Below are 25,566 nucleotides of genomic sequence, written 5' to 3'. Positions count from 1 at the left end.
GTGGGAACGAGGGCGCCGCTTTCGTCGGGGTGGTCAGTGGAGGCGGCGGGCGCCCGCCGACGGGACCGCTTCGAAGACGCGGGGGCTCTTGAAGCCCGCCGCCGCGAAGGCCTCCGTCACCGCCTTGGTGATGGCGTCGACGTCCTGCTCCTCCGCAAGGACGATCGCCGAGCCGCCGAAGCCGCCGCCCGTCATGCGCGAGCCGAGGGCGCCGGAGGCCATGGCCGTGTCGACGACCAGGTCCAGTTCCGGGCAGGAGATGCGGAAGTCGTCGCGGAGGGACGCGTGGCCCTCGACGAGGACCGGACCGATCGCGCGGGTCTCGCCCGACTCCAGGAGGGAGACGACCCGTTCGACGCGTTCGTTCTCCGTGACGATGTGGCGGACCAGGCGGCGGACCTCCTCGTCGTCGCCCAGGCGGGCCAGCGCCGCGTCCAGGCCGGCGTAGGGGACGTCCCGCAGCGCGTCGACGCCCAGCAGGGCCGCGCCCTTCTCGCAGCCGGCCCGGCGCTTGCCGTACTCGCCCTCGCTGTGGGAGTGCTTGACCTGGGTGTCGACGACCAGGAGGCGCATGCCCTCGGCCGCCAGGTCGAAGGGGATCTGCTTCTGGGAGAGGTCACGCGTGTCGAGGAACAGGGCATGGCCCGTCTCGCAGCAGGCCGACGCCGTCTGGTCCATGATGCCGACGGGGGCGCCGACGTAGACGTTCTCCGCGCGCTGGCACAGGCGGGCCAGTTGCCAGCCCTTCAGGCCCAGTTCGTACAGGTCGTCGAGGGCCAGCGCCACCACGACCTCCAGCGCCGCCGACGACGACAGGCCCGCGCCGGAGGGGACCGTCGAGGCGAGGTGGATGTCGGCGCCGGTGACCGGGTGACCGGCCTCGCGCAGCGCCCACACCACACCCGACGGGTACGCCGTCCAGTTCCGGTCGGCCTCCGGCACCAGCTCGTCGACGCGCAGTTCGACGACCCCGCCCTCGACGTCCGCCGAGTGCAGGCGCAGTACGCCGTCCGTGCGCCGGGAGACGGCCGCCACGGCGGTGTGCGGCAGCGCGAAGGGCATCACGAAGCCGTCGTTGTAGTCGGTGTGCTCACCGATGAGGTTGACGCGGCCCGGGGCCGCCCAGACCCCCTCGGGGGCGGCTCCGTAGAGCTCCTCGAAACCGTCCCGCACCTGCTGTGCGCCCACTACTGCTCCCTTGCGATGTTCTGCGCGAAGTCCCACGCGTCCGCGACGATTCCCGCGAGGTCCGCGCGGGACGGGTTCCAGCCCAGCTTCTCGCGGGCCGTGGCGGCCGAGGCCACCAGGACCGCCGGGTCACCGCCCCGGCGCGGGGCGACCACCTCCGGAATCGGGTGACCGGTGACCGTGCGGACCGTTTCGATGACCTCGCGGACCGAGAAGCCGTTGCCGTTGCCGAGGTTGCAGATCAGGTGCTCACCGGGCTCGGCGGCCGTCAGGGCCAGCAGGTGGGCCTCGGCGAGGTCCGCGACGTGGATGTAGTCGCGTACGCAGGTGCCGTCCGGCGTCGGGTAGTCGTCGCCGAAGACCGAGATCGCCTCGCGCCTGCCCTGCGCGACCTGGAGGACCAGCGGGATCAGGTGGGACTCGGGATCGTGGCGCTCGCCGTACGCGCCGTACGCGCCCGCGACGTTGAAGTAGCGCAGCGACACCGCGCCCAGGCCGTGCGCCGCGGCCTCGCCCGTGATCATGTGGTCGACCGCGAGCTTGGAGGCGCCGTAGGGGTTCGTCGGGGACGTGGGCGCCGACTCGACGATGGGGATCTGCTCGGGTTCGCCGTACGTCGCCGCCGTGGAGGAGAAGACCAGCTTGCGGACGCCCGCCTCGCGCATCGCGGCCAGCAGCGCCATGGTGCCGCCGACGTTGTTGTCCCAGTATTTCTCGGGCTTCACGACCGACTCGCCGACCTGCGAGAACGCGGCGAAGTGGAGCACGCCGTCGAAGGAGGAGTCCAGCCACTTGGCGGCGTCGCGGATGTCGCCCTCGACGAACGCCGCGTCCGCCGGGACGCCCTCGCGGAAGCCCGTGGAGAGGTTGTCGAGGACGACGACCTCGTGACCGGCCTCCAGCAGGTGCTGGGCGACCACGCTGCCGACGTATCCCGCGCCGCCCGTCACCAGGTACTTCCCGCTCATGAACTCGCTACCTCTCGCAGTCGCTCGGCCGCGCGCTCCGGCGGCACGTCGTTGATGAACACGTTCATGCCGGACTCGGAACCCGCGAGAAACTTCAGCTTGCCGGAAGTGCGGCGGATGGTGAAAAGCTCGAGGTGCAGTGCGAAGTCCTCACGCACGACCCCGTCGAAGTCCTCCAGCGCGCCGAACGGGGCCTGGTGCCAGGCCGCGATGTACGGCGTCGGGGATTCACTCTCACCGAAGATCCGGTCGAAGCGCCTCAAGAGTTCCAGGTAGACCTTGGGGAACTCTGTGCGCGCGCCCTCGTCCAGCCCGAGCAGGTCGGGCACGCGGCGCTTGGGGTACAGGTGGATCTCGTACGGCCAGTGCGCCGCGTACGGCACGAAGGCCACCCAGTGTTCACCTTCCAGGACGACACGCTCACCGGCCAGTTCGCGCTCCAGAACGGCGTCGAAGAGGTTCTCCCCGCCGGTCATCTCCTTGTGCGTCGCGGCCGAGCGGAGCATCAGGGCGGTGCGGGGGGTGGTGAAGGGGTAGGCGTAGATCTGGCCGTGCGGGTGCCCGAGGGTCACGCCGATCTCGGCACCCCGGTTCTCGAAGCAGAACACCTGCTCGACGGCGGGGAGGTGGGACAGCTCCGACGTGCGGTCCGTCCACGCCTCCAGGACCAGACCGGCCTGCTCCTCGGTGAGGTCGGCGAAGGACGCGTTGTGGTCGGAGGTGAAGCAGACGACCTCGCAGCGGCCCGAGTCGCCGGCGAGCGAGGGGAAGCGGTTCTCGAAGACGACGACGTCGTAGGACGAGTCGGGGATCTCGCTCAGGCGGTCGCCCTCGGAGGGGCACAGGGGGCACTCGTCGGCCGGGGGGTGGTAGGTGCGGCCCTGGCGGTGCGAGGCGATGGCGACGGAGTCGCCGAGGAGGGGGTCGCGGCGGATCTCGGACGTGGTGACGGTGCGGTCCAGCGGGCGTCGGTCGGTGGCGTCCCGCACGCTGTCGTCACGCAGGTCGTAGTAGATGAGCTCGCGACCGTCGGCCAGCCGGGTCGAGGTCTTCTTCACGCCGGACTCCTTGTCCTTCAAACAGAACCCAACATATCAAAACACAACTCACCACAATCGTCAACATCACAATCAAACAAAGAGCATCAGCGGGCGGGTTCAATAACTGAATGCGGAGAAGTGGATTCCGCGAGGTATCAGTTCCCGCAACAAGGCGAGGGCTCATGCAGACCCCCACATATCTGGCAGCCGAGCTGCGGCTTCCCACGAACTGGCTCGACTACACGATCCTCGGCATCTACTTCGTCGTCGTCCTCGGCATCGGCTTCGCCGCCCGCCGCTCGGTGAAGACCAGCCTCGACTTCTTCCTCTCCGGCCGTTCCCTGCCCGCCTGGGTCACCGGTCTCGCGTTCATCGCGGCCAACCTGGGGGCCACCGAGATCCTCGGCATGGCCGCCAACAGCGCCCAGTACGGCGTCTACACCACGCACTGGTACTGGATCGGCGCCATCCCGGCCATGGTCTTCCTCGGCCTGGTGATGATGCCGTTCTATTACGGCTCCAAGGTGCGCTCGGTCCCCGAGTTCCTGCTGCTGCGCTTCGACAAGGCGGCGCACCTGCTCAGTTCGATCCTCTTCGCCTTCGCCGCGATCCTCATCGCCGGCGTCAACCTCTACGCCCTGGCCATCGTCGTCGAGGCGCTGCTGGGCTGGCCGGAGTGGGTGGCGATCGTGGTCGCCGGCTTCTTCGTCCTGGCGTACATCACGCTCGGCGGCCTGTCCTCGGCGATCTACAACGAGGTCCTGCAGTTCTTCGTGATCCTGGCGGCGCTCATCCCCATCTCCGTCCTCGGCCTGAAGAAGGTCGGCGGCTGGGACGGCCTGTCCGACTCCCTCACCGAGAGCCGTGGCGCCGACTTCATGACGTCCTGGGGCGGCACGGGCATCGGCAGCGACAACCCGCTGGGCGCGAACTGGCTGACGATCGTCCTGGGCCTCGGGTTCGTCCTCTCCTTCGGCTACTGGACGACGAACTTCGCCGAGGTGCAGCGCGCGCTGTCCGCGAAGAACCTCTCGGCGGCCCAGCGCACCCCGCTCATCGCCGCCTTCCCGAAGATCTTCATCGTGTTCCTGGTGATGATCCCGGGCCTGGTCGCCGCGGTCCTGGTCCCGAAGATCGGCACCTCCGGATCCGACCTCCAGTACAACGACGCCATCCCCTACCTGATGGAGCAGCTGCTGCCCAACGGCGTGCTGGGCATCGCCGTCACCGGCCTGCTGGCGGCGTTCATGGCGGGCATGGCGGCGAACGTGTCGTCCTTCAACACCGTGTTCACGACGGACATCTGGGCGAAGTACGTCGTCAAGGGCCGCGAGGACGAGTATTACGTGCGCTTCGGCCGGCTCATCACGGCGATCGGTGTCCTGGCCTCCATCGGCACGGCGTTCCTCGCGCGGTCCTTCTCGAACATCATGGCCTACCTCCAGACACTGTTCTCCTTCTTCAACGTGCCGATGTTCGTCGTCTTCATCATCGGCATGTTCTGGAAGCGGGCTTCGATGAAGTCCGGCTTCTGGGGGCTGCTCGCGGGCACCACCGCGGCGATGGTCAACTACTTCGTCCTCTACAAGCAGGACGTCATCGACATCCCCTCCGACCAGGGGGCCAACTTCGTCTCCGCGATCGCGGGCTTCGTCGCGGGCGCGGTGGTGATGGTGGCGGTGTCGCTGTTCACCGCGCCGAAGCCGGCGGAGGAGTTGCAGGGGCTGGTCTACGGCACGACCTCGCCCGGCATGGCGGAACCGCCGGCACCCGGGGACGAGGCCTGGTACCGCAGGCCGGCGCTGCTGGGCTGGGGCGCGATCGTCCTGGCCGCGGCCTGCTACATCCCGTTCTCGTTCTGACCGAGGGAGGATTGACAGATGTCCGAGTTCTACTCCGACAAGGACGTGCAGCGGGAAGTCACCGAGCTGCAGGGCAAGTCGGCGACCGCCGCGCGGCTGTTCGACATCCGGCGGATCATCGGCGGGCTGTTCGTGGTCTACGGCGTCATCGTCACGATCGCGGGGTTCACGGCGTCCGATGCGGACATCGACAAGGCGGAGGGAGTGAACATCAACCTGTGGACGGGGTTGGGGATGCTGCTGCTGGGCTTGTTCTTCCTGGCGTGGCTGAAGCTGAGGCCTGCGGCGCCGGCACCTCCGGGGGTTGAGCCGGAGGACGACGAGCGGGTGGAGTGACCCGGCCGCACCGGTGCTGAGGCCGGGTGGTGCGCAACCCACGACGCGCCCGCACCCGCCGTCGCACGCAAGGGGCCGCGCCGGGGGGGTGTCCGCCCGCAGCGGTTGGCGCGTCGACGCCAGTCAGTCGGTGAGTAGGTCCATCGCGCCGTTCCGAGGACGGACACCCCCGGCGCGGCCCCGACCCACCACCGGCGAGAAGGCGAAGACGCGCACCCCCACCACCGATCAGACGGCTCACGGCTCCCGGGACACCGGCCCCGCCCGGTCCAGCAACCCCGTCCGCGCCGCCAGCGCCGCCGCCTCCAGGCGCGACCCCACGCCCAGTTTCATCAGGACCCGCTGGACGTGCGTACGCGCCGTCGACGGTGCGATGCCCATGCCCGCCGCGATCAGCCGGGTGTCCTCGCCATCCGCGACGCGGACCAGGACCTCGACCTCCCTCGGCGTGAGCATGGACAGCAACCGCTGCCCCTCGTCGTCCGGTTGGGCCGCCGGGTTGAGCAACTCGCTGAACGCCCCCTGCAGCAACTGCGGCGCCACCGCCGCCTCCCCCGCCCGCGCCTTCAGGATCGCCCGCTCGACACCCTCTATGCGCTCATCGTGGCGGACATAGCCGGAGGCCCCCGCCGCGAACGCCGCAGCGATGCCCCGCGGGCTCGGCACCGGCCCCAGCACCAGCACCGCGACCTGCGGCCGCTCCCGCTTGATCCGCACCACCGGGTCGAAGATCCCCGGCTCCGCCGGGGCCGCCGTCCCCAGCAGGCACACCTCCGGCGCCCTCGTGATCACCAGCTCCGCCGCCCCCGCGGCCGGCGCCGCCGCGGCCAGCACCCGGTGCCCCCGCAGCTTCAGCGCCGAAGCCAGCGCCTCGGCCAGCAATCGGTGGTCGTCGACCACCATGAGCCGCACTCCCATCGAGCAACCCCCCAGTCACCCCAGCCCCCCATGGAAGCCCCCCGGCTCCCCCGCCTTCATGCCCCCGGAAGCTACACGCTTGTTCGACGTTGCGCTCCCCCTACCCGCGAGAATCGCCCCGGATCACCGAAATTGCCATCATTCCAGGTTGACCGCGCCAAACACGAACGGTCCCGCCCCTGAACAGGGACGGGACCGAAGGGAACCTCAGTCGGTCACCAGACGATCAGCTCGTACCGAAGCCGACCGCCAGATACTCCTTGTCCCTCACCGTCGACCGCTTGCTCGCGTACACCTTGGACATGTAGAGGTGCCCGTCGGCGTACAGGAACTCGGAGTACTCCGGCGACATGCTGGTCTCCACGTCGCGCACGGCGTCCGTCGCGGGGTTCTGCAGCAGCGTCGTCTCCTTGAAGCCGGTGCCGGAGATGGTCACGACCTGTCCGCCCTTGTCGTACGGGGGACGCTTGTACGCGATCAGGTTGCCGCCGTCCATACGCAGCGGCGAGATCGTGTAGCCGTCGCCCGCGTCGGCCCGCTGCCCGGTCTGCTTGCCGGTGGCGAGGTCGAAGGCGACGATCTCGTTGGTCTGGCTGTACTTGCCGGTGCCGTCGTGCTCCTCGGTCGGCAGGTACAGCCGGTCGTTTCCGACGGCCAGCAGGTTGCAGGCCTCGACGCGGGTGATGCCCTCGCAGCGGGCCGCGAACTGCTCGCCCGGCGCGGAGATGCGCGTGCGCAGCTTGCCGGTCTTGCCGTCGATGGAGAAGAAGTCGGAGATGCCGCTGCCGTCGCCCGCGGAGTCGCCGACGTCGGCGGCCACGACCAGGGGGTTGGTCGACACGATGCTCGCGTACTCGATGCCCTCGGTCATCTTGTACTCCGAGATCACCTTCCCGGACTTCGGGTCGATGGTCTGGATGTGCAGCTGCCGCTGGTCGTAGGAGCCGCACTTGCGCACCGCGACCAGCTTCTCGCCGCCGCCGTACCCGGCGTCGTAGCAGGAGTCGGCCGGCTTCGGGCTCCACAGGAGCTTGCCGGAGACGTCGAAGGCGGCTCCGCCGCTGGTGCTGCCGACGGCGACGGTCTTCCCGCTGAGCGTGATGTTGTCGAAGTTGATCAGCTGGTCACCGGTCTTGACCGTCTTGGTCCACAGCCTCTTGCCGGCGTCGAGGTCGATGAGCGCGATCTGGCTGCACCCGTGCGAGGGGTCGGCCTTCGTGGGCATCGCCGGCTGGTAGAGGATCGCCGTCAGGTTGTCGTCCGTGACGTGGCGGCTGGCCTGGCAGACCGGGCCGGCCAGCGGGATCTTCCACAGCTCGCCGCCCTTGTCGCGGTCGTAGCCGACGATCCGGGCGATGCCGCTCTTGACGTACGCCTTGTCGGTGAGCCACGAGCCGGAGACGACGACCGTGCTGTCGTTCTTCACCTCGGGCGCCGGGACCTGGAAGAGGACCTTGGCGCTGGGGTCGGACGGCGCCTTCTCCTTGCCGGAGGTGGTGCCGCCGTTGCCGTCGTCCGTGCCACCGGTGCCGCCGCTGGAGGAGGCGGTGTCGTCCTTCTTGCCGTCGTCCTCGCCGGACGAGGCGTACCAGACGCCGCCGCCGATGATCAGGGCGATCGCCACGACCGCGGCGACGATGATCAGCATCTGGGCGTTGAACTTCCCGCCGCCGCCCGGCTGTCCGGCCTGCGGCGGGTGCGGCATGGTCTGCTGCGGATAGCCGTAGCCGGGCTGCTGCCCGTACCCCGGCTGCCCGTAAGGCGCCTGCGGCTGCCCGTACGGCCCCGGCTGCTGACCGGGGTAGCCGTAGCCGGGCGGGGCCTGCGGAGGCTGGGGCGCCGGGGCCCCCTGCGGATACCCGTACCCCTGCGGGGGCTGGGGCGGGGTCTGCGGGGCGGCAGGCGGAGGCGTCTGCGGGGCCTGGGGCGCCTGGGGGTAGCCATACCCCGGCTCCGGGGCCTTGCCGAGGTCCGGCCCGGCCGCGGGCGGCGGGGTCTGCGGCGGCTGGTCCTGGGGCGGCCCGAAGCCGCCCCCCTGCGGGGGCTGCTGGGGCGGCGGGGGCGGCGGCTGGGTCATGGCGTGGGTACCTCGGGGAAAGGGGCGGACGACGAAGGCAGTTCGGAAGGAGGAGGAGTCACTTGCCGTAGGCGAGCATCAACTTCTCCTTCGTGTCGTCGTTTCCGCTCAGCCGGGTCGTCGAGATGTAGAAGCGCCCGTCGGCCCAGTCGATGTCCTTGGAGAAGAAGCTGTCCTCGATGTCCGCGGCACCCTGCGGGTTCTGCAGCAGCTTGGACGGCTTGTGGCTGCTGCCACCGGTCGGGATGGACACGATCTGCCCGCCCGCGTCGTACGACGGCTCCACATAGGCGATGAGCTTGCCGCCCTCGGTCTTGACCGGCAGCATCGACTCGTCGGAGGGCGACTTCACACGCCACTTCTCCTTGCCGTCGGCGAGGTTGACCGCGACGATCTCGTTGGCGCCGGACGTGGCCTCGGTCGGCAGGTACAGCGTGGTGTCGTCGACCGCGACGCCCTCGCAGCCCGTGAGGTCGCGTTCGAGGATGGCCCAGCCGCACTCGGGGGCGAAGTCCTCGTCGAAGCCGACCTGCGAGCGGAACTTGCCGCCGGAGGTGAAAGTGGAGATGTTCCAGGCCTTCTTGGCCTCGTTGGTGCTGTAGACGACCAGCGGGCTGACCGAGTAGGTGCGCGCGACCCGCCAGCCCTTGTCGAACGGCTGGGTCCACCTGGCCTTGCCGGTCTTCGGGTCGAGCTCCTGGATCTCGTCGTGCTCCTTGTCGGTCCCGGCGCCGCAGGAGGAGACGGCGATCAGCTTCTCCCCGCCGGCGAACGCGGCGGGGAAGCAGGCGTTGCCGTACTTCTTCTTGTCGAAGAGCTTGTCGCCGTTGGTGACGTCGTACGCCGTGCCGGACTGGGAGCGGCCCACCATCAGCGTCTTGCCGGTGATGGACAGTTCGACGGAGAGCGTGGAGTCGAACAGGGCGCCCTCGGCGACCTCTTCCTTCCAGCCCTTCTCACCGGTGCCGAGGTCGATCTCCTGCAGCTGGTTGCACTTGGCGCGGTCGCTGCTGCCGCTCATGTACGCGACGACGATCTTGTCGTCGGAGGTCTTCTGCTGGGTCGTCGCGCAGATCTTCTGCGGGAAGGTGATCGCGTCCCAGGCGGGCTTGCCGTCACCGACGTTGTAGGCGAAGAGCTGCTTGTACGCGGCCTTCACGGCGGTCTTGCCGGTGATCCACATGCCGTCGGCGTCGGCGCCGGAGCCGGGCGCGTCGGGCGCCTCCTTGTACCAGAGGACCTTGGCCTCGCCGGCCTGGCGGCCCTCGTTGAGGTTCTCCGGGTCCTCGCCGCCGTCGCCGCTGCCGTCACCGGGGTTGACCGGGGCGGAGGAGCCGGGCTTGGCGTCGTCGGTCTTCTGGGCGACCGGCTTCTTCTTGCCCTTGCCGTCGTCACCGCCGGTGACGGCCCACACGGTGCCGCCGACCACGAGCAGCGCGGCGACCGCGGCACCGATGATCATGGCGGGCTTGCCCTTGAAGAAGTTGTTCGAGCCGCCCCCGGGCGGGGTGCCGGGCGCACCCGGGTACTGCGGCTGCGGCGGGTAGCCGTATCCGGGCTGGCCGTACGGGCCCGGCTGCTGCGGCTGGCCGTACGGGCCGGAGTTGTACGGCCCGGGCTGCCCGTACGGACCGGGCTGCTGCGGGGCCTGCTGCGGGTAGCCGTAGCCCGGCTGCGGCGGGCCCTGCGGGGGCGGCGGCGTCTGGGGCGGGCCCTGGGGCGGCGGCGGGGTCTGCGGCGCCCCGTAACCACCGCCCTGCGGCGGCTGGTTCTGCGGTGCTCCGAAGCCACCGTGCGGTGGCTGATTGGGCGGCTGAGTCATCAGCGGCTCCCCCGTTCGATCACTGATTTTTAGCCACGCCCTGAGGTACACGATGGGCTCAGAGTCGCTTCATAAAGTTCTAAGACGCCTCTTTCTATCACCAGGTTCCGACAGCACAGCGGGCCGATCACCCCCTGTTCCCAAGGGAGGACCGGCCCGTGATGCCCCCGTTATGCGCCTTCACGCACCCTTCACGCGTCCTCGGCCAGTTCCAGCCAGCGCATCTCCAGCTCCTCGCGCTGACCGGCCAACTCCCGCAACTCGGCATCCAGTTCGGCCACCTTCGCGAAGTCCGTGGCGTTTTCAGCGATGTGGGCGTGGAGCTTGGTCTCCTTCTCGGAGACCTTGTCGAGCTGCCGCTCGATCTTCTGGAGCTCCTTCTTGGCGGCGCGCTGGTCGGCCGCGCTCTTCTCCGGTGCGGCGGACTGCTGCTGCGCGGCGGCGGGAGCCGAGGCGGCCGCCGCCTCCTCCATGCGCTGCCTGCGCTCCAGGTACTCGTCGATGCCGCGCGGCAGCATCCGCAGGGCGCCGTCACCGAGCAGCGCGAACACCCGGTCGGTGGTGCGCTCGATGAAGAACCGGTCGTGGGAGATGACGATCATCGAGCCGGGCCAGCCGTCGAGGACGTCCTCCAGCTGCGTCAGCGTCTCGATGTCGAGGTCGTTGGTGGGCTCGTCGAGGAAGAGGACGTTGGGCTCGTCCATGAGCAGGCGCAGCAGCTGGAGCCTGCGGCGCTCACCACCGGACAGGTCGCCGACGGGCGTCCACTGCTTCTCCTTGCCGAAGCCGAACGTCTCGCACAGCTGCCCCGCGGTCATCTCGCGCCCCTTGCCGAGGTCGACGCGCTCGCGCACCTGCTGCACGGCCTCCAGCACGCGCGTGGCCGGGTCGAGTTCGACGACCTCCTGGGAGAGGTAGGCCAGCTTCACCGTCTTGCCGACACGCACGCGCCCGCCCACGGGCTGGGTCTCGCCGTCGGACCGGGCAGCCTCGGCCATGGCCCGCAGCAGGGACGTCTTCCCGGCCCCGTTGACCCCGACGAGGCCGATCCGGTCGCCGGGTCCGAGCTGCCAGGTGACGTGCTTGAGGAGGACCTTGGGGCCCGCCTGGACGGTGATGTCCTCCAGGTCGAACACGGTCTTGCCGAGCCGCGAGGACGCGAACTTCATCAGCTCGCTGCTGTCCCGGGGCGGCGGCACGTCCGCGATGAGCTCGTTGGCGGCCTCGACGCGGAACCGCGGCTTGGACGTACGGGCGGGCGCCCCGCGGCGCAGCCAGGCCAGCTCCTTGCGGACGAGGTTCTGCCGCTTGGCCTCCTCGGTGGCGGCGATGCGCTCGCGCTCGGCCCGGGCGAAGACGTAGTCGGAGTAGCCGCCCTCGTACTCGTAGACCGCACCGCGCTGGACGTCCCACATGCGGGTGCACACCTGGTCGAGAAACCACCGGTCGTGGGTGACGCAGACGAGGGCCGACCGGCGCTTCTGCAGATGACGGGCCAGCCAGGCGATGCCCTCGACGTCGAGGTGGTTGGTGGGCTCGTCCAGGACGAGCAGGTCCTGCTCCTCGATGAGCAGCTTGGCCAGCGCGATCCGGCGCCGCTCACCGCCGGACAGCGGGCCGATGACGGTGTCGAGGCCCTTGGGGAAGCCCGGCAGGTCGAGCCCTCCGAACAGGCCGGTCAGCACGTCCCTGACCTTGGCGTCGCCGGCCCACTCGTGGTCGGCCATGTCGCCGATGACCTCGTGGCGGACGGTGGCCCCGGGGTCGAGGGAGTCGTGCTGGGTGAGCACGCCGAGGCGGAGCCCGCCGGAGTGCGTGACCCGCCCGGTGTCGGCGCTCTCCTGCTTGGCGAGCATGCGGATGAGCGTGGTCTTGCCGTCGCCGTTGCGGCCCACGACACCGACGCGGTCCCCTTCGGAGACGCCGAGGGAGACGCCGTCGAGCAGGGCACGGGTGCCGTACACCTTGCTGACGTTCTCGACATTGACCAGGTTGACGGCCATTACTCTCCTGCCAAGGGGGATGGATCGACTCTCCAGGGTAGACGCGCGCGGGGGTGTTCCGGCCGGGGCGGTCAGCCGCCGTCGGCGGCTTCCCGGCGCCGCTGGTAGCGCCACACGTCCATCAGCCGTTCGTCGAACGGCAGCTCGGGATCGAGGGGGCCGATCCGGTGCTCGGCCTCCACACAGCGCGGATCGTCACGGTAGGCCAGCCCGGACACGGCACAGATGCGGACGGGCTGTGCCTCGTCATGGGTGAGCGCGACCAGCGCGTCCCCTACCTGGGGTTCGCTCCCCCGGTGGTGCCCGAGCCAGCGGCACGCCGCCTCGCGTACGTCGGGGTCCTCGTCGCGGGCCAGGGTGAGCACCGCGGCGAGGCTCTCGGGGCGGGCCTGGGAGCGGCCGTCCTCGGAACGCTCCAGGGTGTCCGGCACCAGGGAGCGCACCCTCGGGTCCGGGTGGGTGAGGTGCGACAGCCCCACGGCCTCGATCTCCGGGGCGCTGTCGTGGGTCATCGCGTTCAGGAGGGCGGCCAGCACCTCTGGGTCCTCCTCCTGTTCGGCCCAGGGCACCAGCTCCCTGCCCCGGTCCCAGAAGGGGTCGGCCTGCTTGACCGCGTCGCCGAGGATCAGGAACAGCAGGATCTCCGCCGCGAGCAGGCGGTGCAGCCGGTCGGGGTGGTTGAGGAGGTCCCGGGTCCACTGCCAGGTCTCCTCGTCCAGCCGCCGGCCGAGGGTGAACACCACGTCCGACCAGACGACGTGGTCCCGGTCGGGGTGGGCGAGGGCCCGGTCCACCAGTTCGTCGAAGGGCGTACGGATCCCGTAGCGCTCCTCCATGGACGTGAGCACCGCCCGGTGCTCGTCGCGCACGGTCATCCCGCCGAGCGTGAGCTGCTCGCACCACCAGCCGATCTCTTCGTGCCGGACCCGGATCCGCTCGATGGGGCCGGTGCGTCCGGTGAGGCGGCGCAGTTCCGCCTCGGCGCCCGCCTCGGCCCAGCGCCGGGCCCGGGCCAGCAGTTCGGTGCGGGCGGGTGCCGGGAGGGGGATCCGGCTGGTGGCGAGCGCGTAGGTCAGGAGGTGGGACCCGCCGTCCACCGCCCGCAGCAGCGGGGTGCTCCCGTCGGGCAGCCGGCACAGGGGGTCGGCTCCGGCCTGGAGCAGCGCTTCGGCGACGGGTTCGTCGTAGGCCGCCACCGCGAGGCAGAGGACCGGGAGGCCGTCGGCGAGGGTGCCGGGGTCGGCGCCGGACTCCAGCAGTGCCGTGACCTCGTCCGCGTCCCCGCGCCGTACCGCCGCGACCAGTTCCCGCACGCCTGAGCCCCCCTCGTGGAACAACCGGGAGAGCCTAGGCGCCCGGCAGCGGCCGGGGCACGTGATTAACGCCCGGCGATCGTCGCCCCGGGGGCCGGGCCCGAGGCCGTGCGGACCGTCCGGCACGTCCCGGAGGCGAGCAGGGCCTGCGCCACCGCGGCGGCCGACTCCGGGTCGCGGACCAGGAACGCGGTGGTCGGGCCGGAGCCCGAGACGAGGGCGGTGAGGGCGCCGGCGGCCCGCCCCGCGGCCAGGGTGCCGGCGAGTTCGGGGAAGAGGGACAGGGCCGCGGGCTGGAGGTCGTTGGAGACGGCGGCCGCGAGCGCGTCCGGGTCGCCCTTGGCGAGGGCGGCGAGGAGTTCGCCGGAGGCGGCGGGCTCGGGGATGTCCGTGCCCTCGCCGAGCCGGTCGAACTCGCGGAAGACCGCCGGCGTGGACAGGCCCCGCCCGGCCATCGCGAACACCCAGTGGAAGGTGCCGCCGGTCTCCAGGGGCGTCAGCTGCTCGCCCCGCCCGATGCCGAGGGCCGCCCCGCCGACCAGGCTGAACGGCACGTCACTGCCCAGCTCGGCACAGATGTCGAGTAGTTCCTCGCGGGAGGCGCCGGTCTCCCACAGGGCGTCGCAGGCCACCAGGGCGCCGGCGCCGTCCGCGCTGCCGCCCGCCATGCCGCCGGCGACGGGGATGTCCTTGGCGATGTGGAGGTGGACGCCGGGGCTGCGGCCGTACCGCTCGGCCAGCGCGATCGCCGCGCGCGCCGCCAGGTTCGTACGGTCCAGGGGGACCTGGTCGGCGTCCGGGCCCTCGCAGGTGACGCGGAGCTCGTCGGCCGGGGTGACGGTGATCTCGTCATAGAGGCCGACCGCGAGGAAGACGTTGGCCAGGTCGTGGAAGCCGTCGGGGCGGGCGGCGCCGACCGCCAGCTGGACGTTGACCTTGGCCGGGACGCGGGCCGTGACGCTCACGCGGGCTCCTTCTCCTGGTGCTGGTTCGCCTTGTGCTCGGCGATACGCGCGAACTCTTCCACGGTCAGCGACTCGCCCCGGGCCTGCGGCGAGACCCCGGCGGCGACCAGGGCCTCCTCGGCGGCTGCGGCGGATCCGGCCCAGCCGGAGAGCGCGGCCCGCAGCGTCTTGCGGCGCTGGGCGAACGCGGCGTCGACGACGGCGAACACCTCCCGCTTCGAGGCCGTCGTCTTCAGCGGCTCGCTCCGGCGGACCAGGGAGACCAGGCCGCTGTCGACGTTGGGCGCCGGCCAGAACACGTTCCGCCCGATGGCACCGGCGCGCTTGACCTCGGCGTACCAGTTGGCCTTGACCGAGGGGACGCCGTAGACCTTCGAGCCGGGCGGCGCGGCGAGCCGGTCGGCGACCTCCGCCTGGACCATGACGAGGGTGCGCTCGATGGTCGGGAAGGTGTCGAGCATGTGCAGCAGGACCGGGACGGCCACGTTGTAGGGGAGGTTGGCGACCAGCGCGGTCGGGGCCGGGCCCGGCAGCTCGGTGACGTGCATGGCGTCCGAGTGGACCAGGGCGAACCGGTCGGCGCGCTCGGGCATGCGGGCCGTGATGGTCGCGGTCAGGGCACCGGCGAGCACGTCGTCGATCTCCACGGCGGTGACCCGGTCGGCGACCTCCAGCAGTGCGAGGGTGAGCGACCCGAGCCCGGGGCCGACCTCGACGACCACGTCGTCGGGGCGAACCTGTGCGGTGCGGACGATCCGGCGGACGGTGTTCGCGTCGATCACGAAGTTCTGTCCGCGCTGCTTGGTGGGGCGCACGCCGAGGGCTGCCGCGAGCTCGCGGATGTCGGCGGGGCCCAGGAGGGCGTCGGGGGTGGGGCTGCTGGTCACGGGACAAGGGTACGGGGGTTCGGTTCCCCCTTATCCGCCCAGCCGTGCCCCGCAGTGCGGCCAGGGGCTGGCCCCCCGCCGCACGTACAGCTTCTTGGCCCGGTAGGTCTGTTCCGCCGCCGGGGCGTCCTGGGGGCGGCCGCTGCCGCCGAGGGCCTGCCAGGTGCGGGTGTCGAACTGGTACAGGCCGCCGTAGGTGCCCGAGGAGTCCACCGCGTCGGGCCGGCCGCCGGACTCGCAGGCCGCGAGGCCCTGCCAGTCGAGGTGGTCGGCGCCCCGCACGGACGCGGGGCGCTGTTTGGTGCCGACCTTGACCACCTGCGGGCGCGGCTCGCGCACCACCTCGGACCTGATCCGCCGCGGCTTCTGCTTGACGCCGTTGACCGTGCGCAGGGCGAAGGTGACCCGGCGCAGGCCCGGCTCGCCCGCGCGCTCCACGACCTCCGTGCCCCGGAACAGGTCCGGGTCCTCCGTCCGCCGCACCTGGAACGGGATCGGCTCCTCGCGGACCTCCTTGCCGCCGGTGATCCGCAGTACCGTCACGGTCTGCCCGTCGCGCGGGAAGCTGCCCTGCGGGACCGACGTGGTGTCCTGGCCGTGCAGGGTGATCCCGGCCTCCTCGACGGCCTCCCGGACGGTCGCCGCGTTGGTGCGCACCGTGCGGGCGCGGCCGTCCGCCATGACCGTGACCGTGCGCTCGGTCCGCACGTCCAGTGCGAGCCCTTCGCGCCCGATGCGCCGGGAGCGCGACGCGGACACGTACGCGCCCTCCTGTCGCACACCCAGCTGCCGCAGCGCTCCCTCCACCGTGTGGGCGGTCGTCCAGACCTCGCGCCTGTGCCCGTCGAGGGTGAGCCGCAGAGGACGGCCGAAGTGCACGGCGACCTCGTCGCCGCTGCTGATCTCCGCGCCGGGGCCGGGCGCGACCACATCATGGGCGCCGACCTCGACGCCCTCCTCCGCGAGCAGCTCGGTGACGTCGTCCGCGAAGGTGTGCAGCGTGCGCGCCTTGCCGTCCACGTTCAGCTCGATCGCCTTGTCCTTGGCGACGAACGCGGTGGTGCCGCCCGCCAGGAAGGCGACGACCAGGGCCTGCGGGAGCAGCCGCCGCATGGGACTGTCCGGGCGCTCGGGGTAACGCGCCTTGTGCCGGCGTGCGGTTCTGCGGTGTGCGCCGGTGCGCGCCGCGGCACGCGATCCGGTGTGCGCTCCCGGGGCCGGGCCCGTGTACTCGACGGACCCGGGGCCCGGCCCGTCGTCCGGAGCGCCCTGCCGGGGCAGCCCGGGCAGGGTCGGCCCCTCGTAGGCGGGCCGGTAGGTGTCCTCGTAGGCGCCGGGTGCCCCGGGCGTCCCGCAGCCGAGCGTCTCGGCGCTGTGCAGATCGGCCGGCGGCACGTCGAAGCCGCCGTACACCGGGTCGGCGGGGGCCGGGCCATACGTCTCGTACGTTTCGTATGTCTCGTACGTCTCGTATCGGGAGTTGCTCACGCCGACACGCTCCAGGGGCCGGAGGGGGTCCAGAGGGGTCCGGATCGGGCCCCCAGAACCTAGCGGAGCGTTCGTCACTCTCCAAAGCGACGCGACTACGCACCGTCCTGCGGCCGGTGTCAGTACCCGAAGGCGCGTGCGGTGTTGGCGCCGAGCGCCGTGGCCAGCGTGTCCTCGTCGATGCCGCGCACCTCCGCCATGGCCCGCACGGTGACCGGCACGAGGTACGGCGCGTTGGGCCGCCCGCGGTAGGGCGCCGGGGTGAGGAAGGGCGCGTCCGTCTCGACGAGGAGGAGCTCCAGCGGGGCCACCGCCACCGCGTCCCGCAGGTTCTGGGCGTTCTTGAAGGTGACGTTGCCGGCGAAGGACATGAAGTAGCCCGCGCTCGCGCAGATCCCGGCCATCTCGGCGTCGCCGGAGTAGCAGTGGAAGACGGTCCGCTCGGGGGCGCCCTCCTCCTTCAGCACGCGCAGGACGTCGGCGTGGGCCTCGCGGTCATGGATGACCAGGGCCTTGCCGTGCCGCTTGGCGATCTCGATGTGGGCGCGGAAGGACAGCTCCTGCGCGTCCTTGCCCTCGGGGCCGGTGCGGAAGTAGTCGAGGCCGGTCTCACCGACGCCCTTGACCTGCTCCAGCGCGGCCAGCCGGTCGATCTCGGCCAGCGCTTCGTCCAGCGCGGCCCGGCCGCCGGGTTCGCGGGCGCCCTGCCGCGACCACCCGTCGGGGTCGCCGTGCACGATCCGGGGCGCCTCGTTCGGGTGCAGGGCGACCGTGGCGTGGACGGCGTCGTGGGCCGCCGCGGTCTCGGCCGCCCACCGGGAGCCCTTGAGGTCGCAGCCGACCTGCACGACCGTCGTCACTCCGACCGACGCCGCCTTCGCCAGCGCCTCCTCGACCGTGCCGGACTGCATGTCCAGGTGGGTGTGGGAGTCGGCGACCGGCACCCGGAGAGGTTCCGGGAGGGGCGGGGCCGCGTTCTTGTCCTGGCGGCCGGCGTCGTTCGAAGGCATGCCCCGATCCTACGAAAGGGGTACGCCCTCCCCGATGGGGGAGGACCGGGGAGGGCGTCGGACAAGGCAGCCGGACGGGTCAGCTCGCCTTGCGCTGGAAGGGGTGCAGCAGGTCGGACAGGTGCCAGTGGTGGTGCTCGCGCTCCTCGCCCTCGGTCCCGGCCGCTGCGGCGGGCGCCTCCACGGGCCCGGCGGGCGGCGGCACGCGGGAGGGCCGGTGCGCCGCGTCGCGCGCCGACGCGACCCGCCCGGGCCGCATGATCCGCACCACGTGGCTGTCGCAGTTGTGGCACTCGGGCCTGCTCAACGGGGAGGGCACCACCTTGCCGTCGGCGACGTAGAGCACGAACTCGTGGCCCGCGGCGTCCGTATGGTGCTCTATCTCGTACGACTGCTCCCAGCCGTGCCCGCACCGCATGCAGGCGAACGAGTAGGACTCGTTGACGACTGCGGTCGCACCGGCGCGGAGCCCGGTCTGCCCTGCGATCTCACTCATGCCAGCTCCTGTTCCGCTGTGGCGTGAGGACGATTCCGTCCCCGCAACCCAGTGGACTCCTCGGCCGGACCGATGGCAGCAGACCTGTCGTCTATTGGCCCCGATTTGGGCGTCCCTTGCCCCTGCGCCCCTTGCGCTTTACCCACCCATGGGGCGCACGCTCAAACGACATGCGCCCTGCTCAGAGGGCGCTTGGTGCCCCGACAGGGGCGCGGGGAACTGCGCGATCAACCACACACAACGCGCACCCCGCCAAGCACTCCGGCCCCCACCCCGAACCCGGCTAGGGAGCGGCATTCTTCGCGGCGACCACCGCATCGAAAACCACCCGCTTCGGCACCCCGGCCTCCACCGCCACCGCGGCGATCGCCTCCTTGCGCCGCTCCCCCGCTTCCTCCCGCACCCGGACCCGCCGCACCAGCTCCTCGGGCCCGACCTCCTCGGGCCCCTTCTCCGGTGCCCCCTCCACCACGACGGTGATCTCCCCGCGCACGCCCTCCGCGGCCCACGCGGCCAGTTCCCCCAGCCCGCCCCGCCGGACCTCCTCGTACGTCTTGGTCAGCTCCCGGCACACCGCGGCCCGCCGCTCGGCCCCGAACACCTCGGCCATGGCCGACAGCGTGTCGTCGAGCCGGTGAGGAGCCTCGAAGTAGACGAGCGTCCGCCGCTCCCCGGCGACCTCCCGCAGCCGCCCCAGCCGCTCCCCCGCCTTGCGCGGCAGGAATCCCTCGAAGCAGAACCGGTCGACCGGCAGTCCGGACAGCGCGAGCGCGGTGAGCACCGCGGACGGCCCGGGCACGGCGGTGACCCGCACGTCCCGCTCCACCGCGGCGGCGACCAGCCGGTACCCCGGGTCGGACACGGACGGCATCCCCGCGTCCGTGACGAGCAGCACCCGCGCCCCGCCCACCAGCTCCTCGACCAGCTCCGGCGTCCGGGCGGACTCGTTGCCCTCGAAGTACGACACCACCCGCCCCTTGGGCGTGACACCGAGCGCCTGGGTCAGCCGGCGCAGCCGCCGCGTGTCCTCGGCGGCGATCACATCGGCTCCGGTCAGTTCCTCGGCGAGCCGGGGCGGGGCGTCCGCGATGTCGCCGATGGGGGTGCCTGCTAGTACGAGGGTTCCGATCACGCTCCCATCCTCCCAGGGGCGGAGGATGCGGACTCCTCCCAGGGGCGGAGGATGCGGACGCATACCGGCCATGCACGGGACTCACACAGAACGGTTCCCTACGATGGCGCGGTGACCAGTACCGCGTCCTCCACGGACACCCGGCAGGGCCAGGCGCCGCTCGACCAGCGGCCGTCCTGGCAGCAGCGGCTGCGCCGCTTCGGCTACCAGGGGCAGCCCAGAAGCGACGCCCGCGACGTCCGTGACCGCCTGGTGCCGCCGTACACCGAGCCTTCCCCGCGCCTGTGGGCGGCGCTCGGCGTCCCGCACACGCTCGCGGGCCGGCTGGTGCGCTGGTCGGGCTGGATCGGCCCGCTGCTGGTCACGCTGCTGGCCGGGGTGCTGCGGTTCTGGAACCTGGGCAGCCCCAGGGCGGTGATATTCGACGAGACGTACTACGCCAAGGACGCGTGGGCGCTGATCCACCGCGGGTTCGAGCTCAACTGGGACAAGAAGGCCAACGACCTGGTCCTGTCGTCGGGCGGGCACGTGCCGCTCCCGTCGGACGCGGCCTACGTCGTGCACCCGCCGGTCGGCAAGTACGTCATCGGGCTCGGCGAGCTGATGTTCGGGTTCGACCCCTTCGGCTGGCGGTTCATGACGGCGGTGCTCGGCACGCTGTCCGTGCTGCTGCTGTGCCGGATCGGCCGCCGCCTGTTCCGCTCCACCTTCCTGGGGTGTCTGGCGGGCGCGCTGATGGCGGTGGACGGCCTGCACTTCGTGATGAGCCGCACGGCGCTGCTCGACGGTGTGCTGATGTTCTTCGTGCTGGCCGCGTTCGGCTGTCTGCTCGTCGACCGGGACCGGGCCCGCGCGAGACTCGCCGCCGCGCTGCCGCTGGACGAGGACGGCCGGGCCCGGCCCGACCGGCACACGGCCGAGACGGCCCGGCTGGGATGGCGCCCCTGGCGCTGGGCGGCGGGCCTGATGCTGGGTCTGGCCATCGGCACGAAGTGGAACGGCCTCTACATCCTGGCCGCGTTCTGCCTGATGGCGGTGTTGTGGGACGTCGGTTCGCGGCGGGTCGCCGGTGCCCGGCACCCGTACGCGGCGGTCCTCAAGCGCGACACCGGCCTCGCGTTCCTCGCCACGGTCCCGGTCGCCCTGGTCACCTACCTGCTGTCCTGGACCGGCTGGATCCTCTCCGCCACGAACGGCTCCGGCGGCTACTACCGCAACTGGGCCGCGACCAGCGGCAAGGGCGGCAGCTGGACGTTCCTGCCCGACTGGCTGCGCAGCCTGTGGCACTACGAGCACCAGGTGTACGAGTTCCACGTCGGCCTGTCCTCGCCGCACACCTACCAGTCCAACCCGTGGAGCTGGCTCGTCCTCGGCCGCCCGGTGTCGTACTTCTACGAGTCCCCGGCCCCCGGCAAGGACGGTTGCCCCGCCGACGCCGGCGAGAAGTGCGCCCGCGAGGTCCTCGCGCTCGGCACGCCGCTGCTGTGGTGGGTCGCCTGTTTCGCGGTCCTCTACGTGCTGTGGCGCTGGTTCTTCCGCCGGGACTGGCGCGCGGGCGCCATCGCCTGCGGCATCGCGGCCGGCTACCTGCCCTGGTTCATGTACCAGGAGCGCACGATCTTCTTCTTCTACGCGGTCGTTTTCCTGCCGTTCCTGTGCCTGGCGGTGGCGATGCTCCTCGGCGCGATCATCGGCCCACCCCGCTCCACCGACACCCGCCGGGTCGCGGGCGCCACGGCCGCGGGCGTCCTGGTCCTCCTGATCACCTGGAACTTCATCTACTTCTGGCCCCTGTACACCGGCCAGGCCATCCCGATCGACGACTGGCGGTCGCGGATGTGGCTGGATACGTGGGTCTAGCCGGACGCATGGGCATGACGGTCCGCGCTCGCCCGGACCGTCACGATCGTGGCGGTCCGGCAGCGGCCGTGGACCACGCAGGCCAGGACGCCGCCTGGGCGTAGCGAGCTCATGTCACCCGGCTCAAGGCAACCTGGGCGCGCCACGGCACCGCACGACCGAACGCCACTGTTCGCCGGGGTGCGCCAGTCATCACTCCGGACAGCGCCAGTGTTCGGTCAAAATTCGAAACACCCGTCCCCCTGGTAATCGCTTACGCATAGAGTGCCCCCGGGATCGAGCTTTCTGAACGCGTTCAAAGAGCGCGGGAGGCTCAACGGGGAGGGGCCGGTCCATGGGCAAGGGGGTCAGAGTCGCCGTCATAGGCGGCGTGTTCGCGGTGATGGTGGGCGGGGCCGGGTACGGCGCCTACAACATCGTGAGCGCGCTCAACGGTGACGGGGGCGGCACGGGCGGGGTGGCCGCGGAGAAGAAGTCGGGGCCGCCCGAGAGGGACGAGGTCGAGGAGACCACGGCCAAGTTCTTCAGGGCCTGGGAGAAGGGCTCCGCCGCCACGGCGGCCTCGTACACGAACAACGACGGCGCGGCCGAGCAGCTGCTCACCGCCTTCGGCGACGACGCGCACATCACCGGCGTGAAGATCACGCCGGGCGCGGCCCGGGGCACCACCGTGCCGTACACGGTGCAGGCGAAGGTGGCCTACGAGGGGAAGTCCAAGCCGCTGAGCTACAAGAGCGAGCTGAAGGTCGTGCGCGGGCTGACGACCGGGCGGGCGCTGGTCGACTGGCAGCCGTCCGTCGTGCACCCCGAGCTGAAGAAGGAGGACACCCTCGTCACCGAGCAGTCGGCCACCCCGCCGATCGAGGCCGTGGGCCGTGACGGCTCCGAGCTGACGAAGGAGAAGTACCCCTCCCTCGGCCCGGTCCTGGACGCCCTGCGCGACAAGTACGGCGAGAAGGCCGGCGGCGCCCCCGGCGTCGAGCTGGTCATCCGGCACGTCGGCAACGGTGCTCCGGACACGCCGCTGCTCACCCTCGCCAAGGGCAAGCCGGGCAAGCTCACCACCACGATCAGCCCGGGCGCGCAGGCGGCGGCCGAGAAGGCGGTCAAGCGGTTCGCCCAGTCGTCGGTGGTGGCCGTCAAGCCCAGCACCGGCGAGGTGCTGGCCGTGGCCAACAACCGCACGGACGGCTTCAACGCCGCCTTCCAGGGCGAGGCGGCACCCGGCTCCACCATGAAGATCATCACTGCGGCGATGCTCATCGACAACGGCGTGACCTCGATGAACGGCCCCGCGCCCTGCCCCGACACCGCCGTGTGGCAGAGCCAGACGTTCAAGAACCTGACCAACATGAAGCCCGACGAGAGCGCGTCGCTGGCCAACAGCTTCATGCGGTCCTGCAACACCGCCTTCATCAAGCTCATCGACGAGAAACCGCTCACCAACGCCTCCCTGACCCAGGAGGCCGAGCAGCGCTTCGGCCTCGGGCAGGACAACTGGAAGACCGGCATCGCCTCCTTCGACGGCAGCGTCCCCGCCGTCGACGGGCCGGACCGGGCGGCGGGTGCCATCGGGCAGGGCCAGGTGCAGATGAGCCCGCTGAACATGGCGTCGGTCACCGCGACCGCCATCACCGGCGCCTTCCGCCAGCCCTACCTGGTCTCGCCGAAGCTGGACGGCCGGGAACTGGCCCAGGCCCAGGGCCTGCGGGGGAGCACCGCCGCGCAGCTCAAGCAGATGATGCGGCTCACGGCCACGCAGGGCACCGCCGCACGGGCCATGGCCGGGCTGGGCGGCGACATCGGCGCCAAGACCGGTTCCGCCGAGGTCGACGGCAACGCCAAGTCCAACAGCTGGTTCACCGGATTCCGCAACGACATCGCGGCGGCGGCCATGACCGAGGAGGGCGGCCACGGCGGCGACGCGGCCGGGCCGATTGTCGCAGCCGTGCTACGAACAGGTGGCTGATCTCACCTCCGCGGCACGGGACTCTAGGGTGGTGGCCGTCGTTGCACCATGGGACAGCTGAGGGCAACGGGGACCCTGGGGAATATCGGAGGAACGGACAGCAGTGGGCAACAGAAGGCGCGTCGCCGAGCGACGGAAGACCAGACCCGCCGTGATCGGCGGGATGATCGCCGTGGTCGTCGTGGGCGCCGGGGCCGGTGCCTACGCGCTGTACGGCGGTGGCGCCGTCGCCGATGACGGGACGCGGGCGTCGGACCAGAAGCCCAAGGTGAAGACGGGCCCGCTGTCCCCGGCCGAGGTCACCACCACCGCCCGCGCCTTCCTCACCGCCTGGCAGTCCCAGAAGGTCGACCGGGCCGCCGCGGCCACCGACGACGCGGCCGCGGCCCGGTCGCTGCTCACCGGCTACACCAAGGACGCCCACATCAAGGACGTCACCCTCACCCCGGGCAAGCCCACCGGCGACAAGGTGCCCTTCTCCGTCAAGGGCACGGTGTCCTACAAGGGCACCGACAAGCCGCTGGCGTACGACAGCGCCCTGACCGTCATGCGCCGCACCGCCGATGGAAAGCCGCTGGTCGACTGGCACGCGGCGGTCGTCCACCCGGATCTGCGGGACGGCGACACCCTGGTCACCGGAGCGGCGGGCACGCCCCCGGTCAAGGCGCTCGACCGGGACGGCGGCGAACTGACCAAGAAGAAGTACGCCTCGATCGGCCCGATCCTGGACGGCCTGCGCGAGAAGTACGGCAAGGAGGCCGGCGGCAAGGCCGGCATCGAGCTGCGGGTGGTGCGCGGGAAGGCCGCCGAGGCGAAGGACCTCTCCGACAAGACCCTGCTGGAGCTGAGCGAGGGCACGCCCGGCACGGTGAAGACCACCCTGGACCCGAAGCTCCAGGCGGCGGCCGAGCGGCAGGTCGGGAAGAAGGCCCGGTCGTCGGTGGCCGTGGTGCGGGTGTCGACCGGTGAGATCCTGGCCGCCGCCAACGCCTCCCCCGGCTTCAACACCGCCTTCCAGGGCTCCCTGGCCCCCGGCTCCACGATGAAGGTCATCACCTCGTCGCTGCTGATCGAGAAGGGCCTGGCCTCGGCGGACAAGAAGCACCCGTGCCCGAAGTACTTCACGTACGGCAACTGGAAGTTCCAGAACGACGACAAGTTCCAGATCAAGAACGGCACCTTCAAGGCGAGCTTCGCCCGCTCCTGCAACACGGCTTTCATCAGCCAGGCCCCGAAGCTGAAGAACGACGACCTGACCAAGGAGGCCCAGCAGGTCTACGGCCTGGGGCTGAACAACTGGGCGATCGGTGTGCCGTCCTTCGACGGCGCGGTCCCGGTGCAGTCGGCGGCCCAGATGGGTGCCTCGCTGATCGGGCAGGGCGGGGTCCGTATGAACCCGCTGAACATGGCGTCGGTGTCGGCGACGGTCAAGGCTGGCACCTTCCGCCAGCCGTACCTGGTCTCCCCGGACGTGGACGGGCGCAAGCTCGCCAAGGCCGCGCGCACGATGCCGGCGAGCACCCTGTCCCAGCTGCGTGAGCTGATGGCGTACACCGCCGCGTACGGCACGGCCGCGGAGGCGATGGCCGGGGTCGGCGGCGATGTCGGTGCGAAAACCGGTTCCGCCGAGGTCGACGGGCAGAAGAAGCCGAACGGCTGGTTCACGGCCTACCGGGGCGACCTGGCCGCCGCGGGCGTGGTCCAGCAGGGCGGGCACGGCGGTTCGACGGCCGGCCCGATCGTGGCGGCACTGCTGAAGGCGGGGGGCTGAGCCGCGGGTTCAGCGCGTGACGGGGTTCAGTGCTGACGGAGTTCAGCGCCTGACAAGGATCAGTGCGTGACGGGTTCCGCGGCGGCGATGTAGGTCCGCCGCAGGAACCGCAGCAGCGCCTGGCGCTCGAACTGCACCACCGACACTCCTTGCGCGGAGTGGAACTCCACCACGACCTGCACCCGGCCGCAGGGCCACACCCGCACCTCGCCGCTCCCGGCAGGGACCCGCAGCCCCTCCTCCAGCAGCTCACGGCTGAAGACCCACTCGTGTCCCCCGGTCCCGGGCAGCACCATGCGCACCTTCCGGGGGTCGTGATCGGGGTCGTACCGCAGGGTGACCGGAACCGCCTCCAGCTCGTCGACCAGCGGCACGGCCGCGTCCGAGACGATGTGGGCTCGCGCGTACTGCTCGACTACGGACATCGGACGGCCCCTTCACCGTGCGCAATCCGAGTGGAA

Annotated in this window: 20 protein-coding genes; 5 read left to right on the top strand and 15 right to left on the bottom strand. The window is 71.3% G+C overall.

All coding sequences use genetic code 11. From position 1 onward, the window contains the following. Positions 1 to 33 precede the first annotated feature (33 nt). Genes galK through galT form a run of 3 tightly spaced genes read right to left on the bottom strand, consistent with a single transcriptional unit; the run spans position 34 to position 3,214 of the window. Positions 34 to 1,188, bottom strand: coding sequence for a galactokinase (gene galK / locus HNR57_RS19755; protein WP_184561321.1), 1,155 nt, complete (start codon positions 1,186 to 1,188; stop codon positions 34 to 36). Next, entirely contained in the window at positions 1,188 to 2,156 is a 969-nt protein-coding gene (gene galE, locus HNR57_RS19750; RefSeq protein WP_184561320.1) for a UDP-glucose 4-epimerase GalE, read from the bottom strand. Before galE ends, galK begins: the two co-directional genes overlap by 1 nt. Beyond that, a complete protein-coding gene (galT, locus tag HNR57_RS19745) occupies positions 2,153 to 3,214 on the bottom strand; it encodes a galactose-1-phosphate uridylyltransferase (protein ID WP_184561319.1) in 1,062 nt (353 codons plus the stop codon). Before galT ends, galE begins: the two co-directional genes overlap by 4 nt. A 164-nt stretch (positions 3,215 to 3,378) precedes the next feature. Here galT and HNR57_RS19740 point away from each other — a divergent pair, with 164 nt between their 5' ends. Further along, on the top strand, positions 3,379 to 5,058 hold the full coding sequence (locus HNR57_RS19740; RefSeq protein ID WP_184561318.1) for a sodium:solute symporter family protein: 1,680 nt from the start codon (positions 3,379 to 3,381) through the stop codon (positions 5,056 to 5,058). Positions 5,059 to 5,076: 18 nt separating this feature from the next. Further along, positions 5,077 to 5,394, top strand: a complete 318-nt coding sequence (locus HNR57_RS19735) for a hypothetical protein (RefSeq protein ID WP_184561317.1) — start codon at positions 5,077 to 5,079, stop codon at positions 5,392 to 5,394. A 237-nt stretch (positions 5,395 to 5,631) separates the two neighbouring features. On the opposite strand, the gene HNR57_RS19730 is transcribed toward HNR57_RS19735, so the two are convergent. The 11 genes from HNR57_RS19730 to rsmI all read right to left on the bottom strand — a co-directional run bounded on the left by HNR57_RS19730 (position 5,632) and on the right by rsmI (position 19,505). Next, positions 5,632 to 6,312 (bottom strand): helix-turn-helix transcriptional regulator, encoded by a 681-nt coding sequence (locus HNR57_RS19730; RefSeq protein ID WP_184561316.1) that lies wholly within the window; start codon positions 6,310 to 6,312, stop codon positions 5,632 to 5,634. A 226-nt stretch (positions 6,313 to 6,538) separates the two neighbouring features. Then, positions 6,539 to 8,389: an outer membrane protein assembly factor BamB family protein gene (locus tag HNR57_RS19725; RefSeq protein WP_184561315.1), complete on the bottom strand. Its 1,851-nt coding sequence runs from the start codon at positions 8,387 to 8,389 to the stop codon at positions 6,539 to 6,541. Between the two features lie 58 nt (positions 8,390 to 8,447). After that, positions 8,448 to 10,211: an outer membrane protein assembly factor BamB family protein gene (locus HNR57_RS19720; protein WP_184561314.1), complete on the bottom strand. Its 1,764-nt coding sequence runs from the start codon at positions 10,209 to 10,211 to the stop codon at positions 8,448 to 8,450. A gap of 191 nt (positions 10,212 to 10,402) precedes the next feature. Then, positions 10,403 to 12,214, bottom strand: a complete 1,812-nt coding sequence (locus HNR57_RS19715; protein ID WP_184561313.1) for an ABC-F family ATP-binding cassette domain-containing protein — start codon at positions 12,212 to 12,214, stop codon at positions 10,403 to 10,405. Positions 12,215 to 12,285: 71 nt separating this feature from the next. Further along, positions 12,286 to 13,527, bottom strand: a complete 1,242-nt coding sequence (locus tag HNR57_RS19710) for an ankyrin repeat domain-containing protein (protein WP_184561312.1) — start codon at positions 13,525 to 13,527, stop codon at positions 12,286 to 12,288. A 65-nt stretch (positions 13,528 to 13,592) separates the two neighbouring features. After that, positions 13,593 to 14,492 carry a 4-(cytidine 5'-diphospho)-2-C-methyl-D-erythritol kinase gene (locus tag HNR57_RS19705; protein ID WP_184561311.1) on the bottom strand — a complete coding sequence of 300 codons (900 nt, stop codon included), beginning with the start codon at positions 14,490 to 14,492 and terminating at the stop codon, positions 13,593 to 13,595. Further along, positions 14,489 to 15,379, bottom strand: a complete 891-nt coding sequence (gene rsmA, locus HNR57_RS19700) for a 16S rRNA (adenine(1518)-N(6)/adenine(1519)-N(6))-dimethyltransferase RsmA (protein ID WP_184561310.1) — start codon at positions 15,377 to 15,379, stop codon at positions 14,489 to 14,491. Before rsmA ends, HNR57_RS19705 begins: the two co-directional genes overlap by 4 nt. A gap of 30 nt (positions 15,380 to 15,409) precedes the next feature. Beyond that, positions 15,410 to 16,867 carry a resuscitation-promoting factor gene (locus tag HNR57_RS19695; protein ID WP_184561309.1) on the bottom strand — a complete coding sequence of 486 codons (1,458 nt, stop codon included), beginning with the start codon at positions 16,865 to 16,867 and terminating at the stop codon, positions 15,410 to 15,412. A 119-nt stretch (positions 16,868 to 16,986) separates the two neighbouring features. After that, the gene (locus tag HNR57_RS19690) at positions 16,987 to 17,877 is read right to left on the bottom strand and encodes a TatD family hydrolase (protein WP_184561308.1); all 891 of its coding nucleotides are present in this window, start codon (positions 17,875 to 17,877) and stop codon (positions 16,987 to 16,989) included. Between the two features lie 79 nt (positions 17,878 to 17,956). Beyond that, a complete protein-coding gene (locus tag HNR57_RS19685) occupies positions 17,957 to 18,373 on the bottom strand; it encodes a hypothetical protein (protein WP_184561307.1) in 417 nt (138 codons plus the stop codon). Between the two features lie 283 nt (positions 18,374 to 18,656). Next, positions 18,657 to 19,505: a 16S rRNA (cytidine(1402)-2'-O)-methyltransferase gene (gene rsmI, locus HNR57_RS19680; RefSeq protein ID WP_184561306.1), complete on the bottom strand. Its 849-nt coding sequence runs from the start codon at positions 19,503 to 19,505 to the stop codon at positions 18,657 to 18,659. A gap of 111 nt (positions 19,506 to 19,616) precedes the next feature. On the opposite strand from rsmI, the gene HNR57_RS19675 reads away from it, so the two are divergent. From HNR57_RS19675 to HNR57_RS19665, 3 genes are all read left to right on the top strand, one after another. Further along, complete coding sequence (locus HNR57_RS19675; RefSeq protein ID WP_184561305.1) at positions 19,617 to 21,365, top strand: dolichyl-phosphate-mannose--protein mannosyltransferase; 1,749 nt, start codon at positions 19,617 to 19,619, stop codon at positions 21,363 to 21,365. A gap of 334 nt (positions 21,366 to 21,699) precedes the next feature. Continuing rightward, a complete protein-coding gene (locus HNR57_RS19670) occupies positions 21,700 to 23,334 on the top strand; it encodes a penicillin-binding transpeptidase domain-containing protein (RefSeq protein WP_184561304.1) in 1,635 nt (544 codons plus the stop codon). A 103-nt stretch (positions 23,335 to 23,437) separates the two neighbouring features. Further along, the gene (locus HNR57_RS19665; RefSeq protein WP_184561303.1) at positions 23,438 to 25,105 is read left to right on the top strand and encodes a penicillin-binding transpeptidase domain-containing protein; all 1,668 of its coding nucleotides are present in this window, start codon (positions 23,438 to 23,440) and stop codon (positions 25,103 to 25,105) included. Between the two features lie 59 nt (positions 25,106 to 25,164). Here the strand turns inward: HNR57_RS19665 and HNR57_RS19660 are convergent, their stop codons facing one another. Continuing rightward, complete coding sequence (locus HNR57_RS19660; RefSeq protein ID WP_184561302.1) at positions 25,165 to 25,530, bottom strand: SsgA family sporulation/cell division regulator; 366 nt, start codon at positions 25,528 to 25,530, stop codon at positions 25,165 to 25,167. Positions 25,531 to 25,566 lie beyond the last annotated feature (36 nt).

The organism is Streptomyces paradoxus, from assembly GCF_014202475.1.
Classification (GTDB): Bacteria; Actinomycetota; Actinomycetes; order Streptomycetales; family Streptomycetaceae; genus Streptomyces; species Streptomyces paradoxus.
This window is presented reverse-complemented; position numbering and strand designations above follow the sequence as displayed.